The sequence below is a fragment of the Frankia sp. Allo2 genome (genome assembly GCF_000733325.1).
Classification (GTDB): Bacteria; Actinomycetota; Actinomycetes; order Frankiales; family Frankiaceae; genus Frankia; species Frankia casuarinae.
Window position 1 is genome coordinate 1 of the sequence record NZ_JPHT01000066.1, and the last position, 10701, is coordinate 10701.

Consider the following 10701-nt stretch of genomic DNA (forward strand, 5'->3'; position numbering starts at 1 on the left):
GCGCAGCAGGTCGTGGATCGTCTCGGTGGTGCCGTCGTCGCGCCACTGGCCGAAGTAGTAGTACACCGCGGACGTCGGGGGCAGGTCGTGGGGCAGGTAGCGCCACTGGCAGCCGGTCCGGGCCTGGTAGAGGACCGCGTTCACGATCTCCCGCATGTCGTAGCCGCCCTCGTGCCCGCTGGCCGAGGGGTGCCGGGCCTTCCACGCGGTGAGGACCGGGCGGATCAGGTCCCACGCCTCATCGGACAGGTCACTGGGGTACGGCTTGCGTTCTGCCATGTCTTCCAGCAGAACGCGCCAGCCGGCGAACGCAAGACGATCAACTCCGCACCCCAGAGATCAACTCAAGCTGAGGCCCGGCGAAAGCGTGCAGAACGCCCACTGACATCTGGGACGCCTAGCGCGCCTCCCACTGACGACACAGCCCGACCCCTGGTCGACTCAGGGCTCCGTATACCTTACGCAGAGGCATGTCGGGGGGTGCGGTGACCGTGACGATGGCCGATTTGGCAGTGCAAGGTCCGGAACCACCGTCGGAGATCGTTGCGCTCATGACCGGGCTGGATACCGCACTGGTGCTCGGCGACGAGGCCGCGGTGGGCACACCTATCGCCACCCTGCTACCGAAGGTGGCCTTGAGTCTCGCGGTCGGTAACGCAGCGCTGTCCATGCTGGGCGCCCCGACCTCCTCAGCGAGGCTCGTGCGCCTCCCTGAGGCGTCCTACAACAGTCTCAAGGACTCCGGAAAAGAGCCTCAGACCGGGCAAGGTTTTCAGCGGAGTCAACCGGAGCCCTAGAGGCCAGATCACCGAGCATCTGCAGTTCACCGCTCTCCCCCCTCTAGTTGTAGCCAGCGACTGGCTGCGCGCCGGGGCGAGACTGCGGGTGCGTCGTTACGCTGGTGCACCTCGGTGACGCCTGCGGTGCGGGTGTCGCCACCGCCGACGCCGCGCTCGCATTCTGGCGCCTCCGACGACGCGGTCGCACGGCTGTGCGACGGACGCAGGAGCGGANTGCAACAGGCNGAGACCACGCCCCTGGCCACCACGCAGCTCTGCAGGGCCCTCCCGATCGGGAGCGTCCGGCCTGGTCGCCGGGCCCCGTCGAGGTCTCCTAGAACTGCAGCCCGGCGTCGAGGGTCGCCTGCCGGAGATTGCGCAGGTACCGCCGCCCCTCGACGAGAAGCAGATAGGCGGGTGCCTCAGCGAACCGCGCCTCGTAGTCGGAGTCGAGCGTCGCGCGGGGGNGAAGGGCATAGTCCCTGATGCCGCGCAGGCTGTCGGCGAACCGGTGCAGCTCGTCGACCCGGCTCTTCTTCGCTCCCAGGTCCTTCAGCACAGGAACGACTCGCTCGATGAGCGTGCTCGCCGGTGTCTTGGGATCGTCGAGGAGCTTGTCGATCTGCGGCTTGTCGGCGCGCATCGTCTCCGCGACGGAGAACCACGCCGCCTCGCTCGCGAGCGCGAGCATGTTCGAGGAGGAGAAGTACCGGCCGGCCCGAAAGGTCTCGACGGCCTCCACGAGAGCCTTCAGACCGCGCGGGCCGAGTAGGTCCTTAAGTCCATCGGTGCCGAGAGTCGGATCGAGGATCGCCAGCTCCGACACGCCGCGGTATCGGCGGGCCACTCGATATGCGGGCGCGAGCAGCGGCTCCGACAACGGGAGCTGCGCGGTCGTGCCGTAGCCACCGTCGTGGACCTGCACCGGGAGGGTCCCAGGAGTATTGCAGCTGGTGAGGATTCCGGCCGCCACCAGGTCGGCGAGTGCCTCGCGTGCCGCCGCCCGGATTCGAGCGAGCTTCAGCGGCGGCAGCTCCGCGTCAAGCGGGTCTTCCCCGAGCTCCCGGGGGTGGACCGGTGTCCGAAACGCATTGAGGTCAGCTCCGGCGGCGGTGAGAACCGCGATGACTAGCCCATCGGCCCCAAGAGCGCTGCCGCCCTCGACCGCTCGAAGAATGATCGCCTTGGCCTGCTGAACATCCGTCTCCCGCGCCTCGACAGCTTGCGTAAGCCGGCCCTGGTCCTGCGGGCTGATCGTGTGCATCACGCGACGGTAGCCGAGCACAGGCACGGGCATGCCTGACCACCCACGCCCGTCAGACCGCGGCGAGTGCCTCGATCTCCACGAGCCACGCCTCGTCATAGATACCCGCGACGATCACCGTCGGCGCCGGGCAATGCCCACCCAGCAACTCCCGGCGAATGGCGAAGTTCTCGTACGCGGTACCGCCGGTCGGACAGATAGGTCGTCACCTTCAGGCCGGACAGGCCCATCCCGTGGTGCGACAGTGCCGCGGCCACGTTCGCCCAGGCCTGGCGGCACTGTGCAGCGAATCCAGCGGACACGGTGCCGCGGTGACACCGGAATCTGCCCGGAGACCACGGCCAGGCGCGCCGGGGTCGGGATCTCGTACGAGTGCCGGTAACCGCCCCCGTCGGGGACCACCAGGCCGGAACTCACCACGGACCGATGCTGCCAGCAACGCCGCAGCCCTGATCAGTCAGTCCTCGTGTCCCCAGTGACGGTCGCCGCTGTCTACCTGGCGCGAGCCACCTGAAGCGATCTCCGCGCCGTGCCGCAGGTATGCAATCCACCCACACTCGGGTACCAACCCGGCGAGTGTTCCTCGGCGCATCGCATGCGACCGAGGTTCGGAACCACACGATCACGCCGGACCAACGCAATGAGGGTCCACACGCCGTTGCACCAGAGATATTCCCGCCAGCGCGAAACTGAGAGCGACCAGCTCGGCTTCGCAGTACGAGAATGCGGGCGGCCAGGATAATTCCGCTACAGGCTTCGGCCATAGCGGAATAAGCGGCTTTGGTTCGTCGAATTCGAGCACCTCCAGACCACGAGCGATCGCGTCTGGCACAAACACCACTTTGATCACGAAGGGGCCCAGGGCGGCCGTGAAATCGACCAGACTCCCGACGTAGACGCCGTCGGCGGTGCAGTCCAGCTTCCTCGGCCGGAGCCGCACGGGGCGATCGTGGTACATGGTGTCGTGGAACCTGCTGATCCACACGGCCACGTTGGTGGGTGCGTCGCCGTCTGCCAACTGGCGAGCGGTTACGGTCGGCAAAATCGCGCCATACCCCGACGTATTGACCTCGGCGATAGCGGTCTTGATACACCAGCGAGCAAGAATGCCGAGGCGCTCCGCCCCAAGGCTGACCGGAGCACCTTCCAACAGTGGCCCGANAAAANCCTTGANANAATTCNCCAGCCGGCTCANCCNCCCGCCGTTGCAGTCGCCACAGGCGATCCGCACCTGGAGATCTATTTTCTTGAGACTGAAAGTCTTAGACTTTCCTGAATCACCGGCTCTAGAATTGACCGTCACCTTGCCCACGAACGAGGGAAGGGTCGATATCCAGGCTGGGATCACATGCTCCTTGGTGAGGGTTGCCTCAGCACCGCAGAACTGACAGATCATTTCCTCATCCTCTGGAGCTGGGCCGTCCGTCGAGTAAATTTGGCGACGACCGCGATCCCACACGATCGAGCCCGGACCGTGATGATCTAGGATATAAGGGGCCGGACTCTCGCGGCACATGGCCCCGGTCGGCTTCACGTCGCTGCCAGTGCGGTCACCTGCGGCCTGGTAGCAAGCACGCCAGGTTTGCCCAAGTTCGATGGGATCTCTCTGCCGACCGCGCCACCTGTGCGACCGACCGCTCTGGATCCCGCCTGACGCCGTTTCGGCGGCGTCCTGCGCGGGCGGAATACTCGGAGGGTGAACGATCCGGGGAAGGGCGCAAGAGGCGGTCCGGAGCGACGCGGTAGCGGTTCCGCCGCTGGCGCATCGCCGGCCGACGCCGCGGCGTGGGCGCCGCCGCCGCCGAGGCTGCGCACGATGGTGCTGGCGCAGGAGCTGGCTCCGCCGGTGGACACGCGGGAGCAGGTGCTGCCGTTCGACTGCCTGGCTTGGGAGAACTTCGAGCGGCTGTGCCTGAAGCTCGCTCTGGAGCGCGGCAAGGTTGATCATGCCGTGGACCACGTGGCCGGCGACCGGGAAACCGGCCGGATGTCGGCGCGGGAAGCCCGTGCGCAGGGTGGCCTGTACGGCACCCGGGGCCAGAAGCAGCAGGGCATCGACCTGTATGTTCGGCTGCCGCCGGCCGGGGATGCACCCCCGGGTTCCGGCGCCTCGCCGCGCTATCTGAGCCTGCAGTCACGGCGGGTCGCCAAGCTGACCGCGGCCGGTCTGAAGAAGGCGGTCGGGGACTTCCTGGGCGGTTCGTGGGCCTCCGCGAGTGACGTCTTCGTCTACGCCACCAGCCTGCCGGCCGTGCAGACCGAGCTAGCCGACGAGATCGCCCGGCAGACGGAGCGTCTGGCGGCCAAGGGCATCGAGTTCGAGGTCTGGGACGCGGAGGCACTGAAGTTATTCAGAAACTCTCTTGATTCTCTCGAAGCTCAGTATTCGCTCGGATTGCTGTTCGTTGATTTTCTGGAGGCCGACGGCTGCCTGGATGTCGGCATCGATACGGCCGAGGTCGCTGCGGTAACGGCTGGTGAGGATTCGCCAGTTCTTCGCGGGCGGAACTTGTCAAGATTTTTAGGACAAGATTCTTTGTGAACTAGCCTGTGTTCCGTCCCTGTNGTGATCTCGGTCGAGGGATGACTTCTGATCGTTCGGGCACGCCGTCGGCTGGTTCGGCCTGGTCATCCGGCGTGTGGTTGATCCCGGCGGGCTTCGGGAGCGGCGGCGGGACCGGGGGCTGGTTCACGAACCGTTCCGGATGCGCGGCGTAGGCCACGTCGAGGACACGGCTGCGGGCAGCGTGTACCGCCTCGGCCTGGCCGAAGTACACGGCCGCCGGCGTGAGATAGCCGATTCCCGAATGTCTGTGCTCATGGTTGTACCAGGCGAAGAACCCGCGGCAGAACTGGCGCGCCTCGGCAATGGTACCGAAGCGGTCAGGAAAGTCGGGCCGGTACTTCAGCGTCTTGAACTGTGATTCCGAGTACGGGTTGTCGTTCGAGACCCGCGGCCTCGAGTGCGACCGGACGATGTCAAGGTCCGCGTAGAGCAACGCGACCGTCTTCGACGTCATCGACGAACCCCGGTCCGCGTGCACCGTCAGCCTCGGCGTGTCGACGCCGTACTTCTCGCAGGTCTGCGTGACGAGCTCCTTCGCCAGTTCACCCGACTCGTTCGGCGCCAGCATCCAGCCGACGACGTAACGACTGAAGATATCGAGGATGACATACAGGTAGAAATAGCTGTGTTTCGACGGCCCCTTGATTTTCGTGATATCCCAGGTCCATACCCGGTTCGGCGCCTCCGCGAGCAGTTCGGGTTTCACATGCGGAGGGTGCGTGGCCTGGGCCCGGCGCTCCCCGGTCTGCCCCGCAGCGGCCAGGACCCGGTAGAAGGTGCGCCACGAGGCCAGGTAGACGCCCTCGTCGAGCAGCGTCGCCCACACCGACTGCGGCGCCGCGTCGGCGAACCGCTCCGAGTTGAGCAGCTCGAGAATCCGCGCCCGTTCCTCGACGGACAGCGCCCGCGGCTGAACCCGCTCCCGGTACGGCTTCGGTGCCCGCCGCGGCGGAGCCGGCACCGGCGGCCGGTGCCGGCGATAGAACGTCGCCCGCGACCGCCCCGTCAGCTCGCACGCGTTCTTAGGACCGACGATCTCCGCCAACTCGACCGTGCACGCATCAGCTATCCGTTCTCCTTCGGCGACGACTCCTGGGAAAGATCCGGAATGCTTTCGGAGAGCGCCTCCAAGAGCGCGTTGGCTTTTCCCATGATATCAATCACGCGACGGGACGCCTCAAGCTCCTTGTCCTTCCGGGCCAGCTCCGCCCGCAACTGCTCGATCTCCTTCTCCCGCGGGTCCGTTGCCGGCCGGCCACGCGGCCTCGACAACGCCGCCGCCCGGCCTTCCTCCGCCGCGCGCCGCCATTCCACGAGATGCGCCGAATACAACCGCTCCCGGCGCAGGATCGCGCCCTTCTCACCATGCCCGGCCGCGTCGTACTCCGCGAGAATCCGCGCCTTGTACTCCGCCGTGAACGTCCGCCGCTTCGCCTTCGGCTCGACCTCCGGGTCAGGCCGCGGCCGCTCGGGCTCGTCATCCACCCGACCATCATCGACCAGGCCCCGCCCGGCCGTCAGCACCATCGCCACGATCANCCCCNCCCTNCCCGCCATACCTAGCCTAGACTGACGATGACCTCTGTCTCACATCATCTTGGCAGGTAGGGCAACGAGCCGCCTTGCAGCCGTGATCGCAACCGAGTCGGGTTCGGGATTCGCCGAGTGCCGCGCGACCGGAGCGATCAACCTCTATCAGTCGTCTTGGCATTCGCGTTGCCGGCGTAGCCGGCTCGACGGATCTTCGCGTGGGCCGGTTCGACAGACACGGTCGGGCCGTTGACCTGCAGGTTTAGGTTCGCATTAGTGCTGGTTGGGTGCACATCGCAGCACTGACCAGGCATGCAACGTAGTAATTGCAGTCTGATCCGTCAAGCTCAGCGGTGACCGAGATGGTAACGTTTTGTCATAGTGGAGATCATTTCTGGGGTCGATCCCGTCTGGTGGCTCCTGCTCGACGGATGGGACCAGAGCCTGCAGACCGTCGGGCGCAGCGTCGAGACCCGGACCGCGTAGCGCAAGGCCGGCGTGGCGTTCGTCAACTGGCTCGCGGCACTGCCGCCGGCGCCTGCCGGCTGGACACCGCCGCGGACTGGCGTCGAGCGGCGCGCGGCCCGGCGCGCGGCCGCGGACGCCGGCGCCGAGCAGATGCCGACATACCGGCCGGGCGCGGCAGACGAGATCAGCCGGCAGCACGTCGAACAGTTCCTGATCTCCTTCGCGACCGAGCGGACACCGCGATGCCCGGACGGACGATCCGGCTCGACGGTGAATCAGGCGTTCCGCTCGCTCCAGCAGTTTTTTTGTGGCTGCTCGCCGAGGAGGAGCTCGACGCCTCGCCGATGGAGCGCATGGAGCCCCCCAAGATCGGCGAGCGGGTGAAACCGCTGCTCGTACTCGACCAGCTGTCCGCCCTCGTCGCCGTGTGCAAGGGCAAGGATTTCACCAGTCGACGTGACGAGGCGCTCGTGCGCGTCTTCGCGGACTCGGGCGGCCGTAGAAGCGAGGTCGCCGGCCTGACCGTCGCCGACGTCGACCTCGGCCGCAAGCGCCTGCTCGTCACCGGCAAGGGCGACCGACAGCGACACATCGCCATCGGCGCTCAGACCGCGCTCAGCCTGAACCGGTACCTGCGGCGCGGCCACCACCGACATGCCACTCTGCCCGCGCTGTGGCTGGCCGGCCGAGGCACCGCGATGACACCGTCGGGCGTCTACCAGGTGGTACGGCGCCGCGGCCGCGAGGCCGGCATCGACGTCCACCCCCACCTGTTCCGCCACGCGCTCGCCGACGCCTGGCTCTTTGCCGGCGGCGGAGAGCAGACCCTCGCCGACCACATGGGGTGGAGCACCACGCAGATGGTCCGCCGCTACGGCGCCGCCGGCCGGTCGCGGCGCGCTCAGAACGAGCACGAGCGCCTCGGCCTCGGTGATGCCTGCCGGCTGATCAGCCCCCGTCGCGTCAGCTAGCCGGCGGGTCCAGAGGGTGCCGATGCCCGGCGATCCATGCGAGGACTTCGTCCTCTTTCGACGAGCGGTAGTTCACGCCGACACCAGCGGAAACGCCTCACCTCACGACTCGTCCTCCTGCCCTCTGAGGTCCTGCGGGACCGGGAGCGTCAGCTTCCGTACGCCGGCCTGGGTCAGCGAGTANAAGAAGGGCCCCTTCTCCTCGACCAGCGGCTCGATCTTGCCCCAGTGCTGGACGACCATGCGCAGCATGTCCCACCGGGACATGCTGCCGCTCTTGGTCAAGAAGAGGCCCTTCACCTCGCTGGCCAGGAAGATCTGCTTCTCGACGGCGCGACACCGGATCATGTTGTCGCGCGTGATCAGCAGCAGGCCTTCCTCGCCGACGTAGGGCAGCCAGCGAACGTCCTTCGTCCCCAGCGTGATCGGGCAACGTCTGTGGCCGGGATGGATGACGTCGGTTCGCACCGCGGCGAGCGCCTTACCCAGGGGCAGGGTGTTCTCGTTGACGAAGAAGCGCGCCTGGAGATCGGCGGCGGCGTTCATGCTCAGGCTGCGGTCTCTTCCTGCTCGCGGAGACGCGCTTCATAGCGGACCGCGGCCTCAACATCAGCATCGGGGAGCTCGTAGACCTCGGCGATCCCTGCGATCGAGTCGCCCGCAGCCCACAGCTCGTACAGGTTCGCGGTGCGGGTGTTTCGTACGACGGGCGCGCCGAAGCCGAGCAGCGGGTCGAGTACCACCTGCCGGCCGGTGGGGTCCGGGTATAGCCGCAGAGCCTCACCTCCCTTGCCGTCGCCGGGAGCGAACTCGACCTTGGCAAAGAAGTCCTGCGCCTTCGGCGCGAGCACGAGCTGGCCGTCGTGGACGCGGACCATCTCCAGCGAGGTCGCCAGGCCGACTTCCTCCTGAACCGCCATGACCACGTCGCGGCCGAAGACGTACGGGTGCATGTGCGCAAGCGGGTACGGCACGCCGAAGCGTTCCCGTAGCCGCTGGACGACGAGCCGCATCCTCTGTAGCGAAACANCGCGAACGCGGTACTCATGCAGGTAGCCGGCCTCGACAAACTCGCCCCACGTGACCAGATCGCGGCCGGTGTGCTCGGGACGGATCACCGGCTCGTAGTGGGTCTGTCCACGGGTGTAGCCGTCGATCCACGACCGGAGCCGGGCAGGCTTCACCGCGAGCAGGTGAGCGGCCTCGCTCATCGAGTAGATCTCACGTTCCAACACCGTGACAGTCACATCGACATCATGGCTTCCTCCGGTCGCATGTACCCCGCTTCGACGCGCCAACGGGGTAGCTCATATCGGACATTTGCTCACGCAGCGCGTCCGAGCGTCATTTCTCACCCCTCCACCCGGGGCGGTTCCGATCCAGCCACGCCTCCACGTCGGCCCGATGCCAGAGTCGTAGCCGGGGATGATCCAAGATCGGGTCGGGGAAGCCCTTCGCGTTCGCGATGCGGCTGGCGTACTCGCGCGAGACTCGCTCGCCACTTCGGGAACCGCGTCCGAGGAGATCGCGGAGCTGATCGATGTCTACGGCGTCTTCCAGGTCCCCGATAGTGACGATCTCGTCACGTGGTCGGCGGGACACCCCGCGGACGCTAGGCGCGGGCTCCTGCATGCGCGGGATGGACTGTCCACCTGCCCTGTAGGAGGCCATGGCGCACTACGGTGCCCCGCTGATCATCACAGCCCGTCGGCGTGCTGGCCGGCGGGCCGGATGACACGCCGGATGACCAGGCCGAACCAGCCGACGGCGTGCCCGAACGATCAGAAGTCATCCCTCGACCGAGATCACGACAGGGACGGAACACAGGCTAGTTCACAAAGAATCTTGTCCTAAAAATCTTGACAAGTTCCGGACGGCCATGGGTCCTCACCGACGGCTCCGGGTCGCCCCTTCAAGGATCTTGGTGATGTCCTCGACGGAATCGTGGACACCGGACGCGATGCTCATCACGAGGTCGTAGGCCTCGTCGTTGGTCAGCGTCAGGCGACGGCCGTTGACACCGTAGAAGGCGATCAGACCGGCAAGGGCGAGCCGCTTGTTCCCGTCGACGAGGGCATGGTTGCGAGCCAGTGAATGCAGGAGCGCGGCGGCCTTGCCGTCAAGAGAGGGATAGGCGTCCCGGCCGAACACCGTCGCCCGCGGGCGCGCGAGAGCGGATTCGAGCAGGCCGTGGTCCCTGACCACCGGATCGGAACCGATGGCCCGCTCGGCGATGTACAGCAGTTCGCGAAGCGTCAGGTAGATCATTCGCCGAGCCAGCGGAGCGCCTCGGCGTACCGCGGCAGCTCCTCGTCCAGCACCTGATCCAGCAGTTCCGCCCGGCTGTGTGCCTCGATGTACTCCCGGATCGCCTCCCGGGCGATCTCCTGCATCGACCGCTGTTCCAACTCCGAACGCAGACGCAAAGCCTCTGCCTCGTCATCCGTCAAGCGCAGTGTCATCGCCACCACCCGACGGTATCACCGCTGATACCGCCGCCGGGACTCGCGCCATGGTCGCGACGCCCGGTTCCTATCCGATCTTCTTGGCGTTCGCATCGCCGTGTAGCCGGACCGCCGGATCTTCGCGTGGACGGGCTCGACGGAAACGGTCGGGCCGTTGACCTGCAGGTTTAGGTTCGCATTAGTGCTGGTTGGGTGCACTCACCGACGCCAACGAAGATCGACATATGCCATAACCTGCGGCTTGACTACCCAATGGGGCGGTCTGCAACCAGCGAGGCCGATGGCTGCAGTACATCGACCTGCGACTGTGGGTTCGAGTCTTGTTGGGTCGACCCCAGCCGCGCTTGATCATAAGGTCCATGCCTCGCCCACCAGCGAGTGTTGCGCGAGTTGCACCGCTCGGCCGCCGCATCACCGGCGTCGTCGCGCCGGGCGCACCCTTCCCCTCACGGCAGACTCGGAGATCCAGGAGGATCAGCCCGGGGCGAGGCGCGCTGTCCGTTAGCCGATACTAGTAGGACTTCGCTAGGTGACTCCGGATAGGTGTTGTGTGACGTTGGGTGTGGGGTTGAAGGGTCGTTGGCAGGTGGGGCAGGCGCCGGTCCAGACGGCGAGCAGGGCCTGGAGGGTGCGGAGGACTCCGTAGAGGGTCAGGCCG

General features: G+C 66.6%; 8 protein-coding genes and 1 pseudogene. 3 read left to right on the forward strand and 6 right to left on the reverse strand.

Going from position 1 to position 10701, the window contains the following annotated elements; translation table 11 throughout:
* Nucleotides 1–279, reverse strand: a 279-nt coding sequence (locus ALLO2_RS22065) for an IS5 family transposase (RefSeq protein ID WP_035734556.1), incomplete at its 3' end; no start/stop codon positions are given.
* Nucleotides 280–485: 206 nt separating this feature from the next.
* On the opposite strand from ALLO2_RS22065, the gene ALLO2_RS22070 reads away from it, so the two are divergent.
* Nucleotides 486–797 (forward strand): hypothetical protein, encoded by a 312-nt coding sequence (locus ALLO2_RS22070; protein ID WP_139168614.1) that lies wholly within the window; start codon nt 486–488, stop codon nt 795–797.
* A gap of 2942 nt (nt 798–3739) precedes the next feature.
* Complete coding sequence (locus ALLO2_RS22090; protein WP_232235268.1) at nt 3740–4585, forward strand: hypothetical protein; 846 nt, start codon at nt 3740–3742, stop codon at nt 4583–4585.
* Nucleotides 4586–4685: 100 nt separating this feature from the next.
* Here the strand turns inward: ALLO2_RS22090 and ALLO2_RS22095 are convergent.
* Nucleotides 4686–6136: pseudogene (locus tag ALLO2_RS22095) on the reverse strand (IS3 family transposase); the annotation flags it as partial.
* 713 nt (nt 6137–6849) lie between these two features.
* Between ALLO2_RS22095 and ALLO2_RS22105 the strand changes: the two are divergent.
* Nucleotides 6850–7578, forward strand: coding sequence for a tyrosine-type recombinase/integrase (locus ALLO2_RS22105; RefSeq protein ID WP_011435544.1), 729 nt, complete (start codon nt 6850–6852; stop codon nt 7576–7578).
* 102 nt (nt 7579–7680) lie between these two features.
* On the opposite strand, the gene ALLO2_RS22110 is transcribed toward ALLO2_RS22105, so the two are convergent.
* From ALLO2_RS22110 to ALLO2_RS22130, 4 genes are all read right to left on the reverse strand, one after another.
* Entirely contained in the window at nt 7681–8124 is a 444-nt protein-coding gene (locus ALLO2_RS22110) for a hypothetical protein (protein ID WP_035734555.1), read from the reverse strand.
* 2 nt (nt 8125–8126) lie between these two features.
* Complete coding sequence (locus tag ALLO2_RS22115; protein ID WP_232235269.1) at nt 8127–8825, reverse strand: DUF433 domain-containing protein; 699 nt, start codon at nt 8823–8825, stop codon at nt 8127–8129.
* A 640-nt stretch (nt 8826–9465) separates the two neighbouring features.
* Nucleotides 9466–9846 (reverse strand): type II toxin-antitoxin system death-on-curing family toxin, encoded by a 381-nt coding sequence (locus ALLO2_RS22125; RefSeq protein WP_011435540.1) that lies wholly within the window; start codon nt 9844–9846, stop codon nt 9466–9468.
* Nucleotides 9843–10040 carry a ribbon-helix-helix protein, CopG family gene (locus tag ALLO2_RS22130; RefSeq protein WP_011435539.1) on the reverse strand — a complete coding sequence of 66 codons (198 nt, stop codon included), beginning with the start codon at nt 10038–10040 and terminating at the stop codon, nt 9843–9845. Before ALLO2_RS22130 ends, ALLO2_RS22125 begins: the two co-directional genes overlap by 4 nt.
* Nucleotides 10041–10701 lie beyond the last annotated feature (661 nt).

Coding starts and splice junctions, on each gene's coding strand:
- ALLO2_RS22105 (WP_011435544.1), top strand. CDS start 6,850: ATGCCCGGACGGACGATCCGGCTCGACGGTGAATCAGGCGTTCCGCTC.
- ALLO2_RS22125 (WP_011435540.1), bottom strand. CDS start 9,846: ATGATCTACCTGACGCTTCGCGAACTGCTGTACATCGCCGAGCGGGCC.
- ALLO2_RS22130 (WP_011435539.1), bottom strand. CDS start 10,040: ATGACACTGCGCTTGACGGATGACGAGGCAGAGGCTTTGCGTCTGCGT.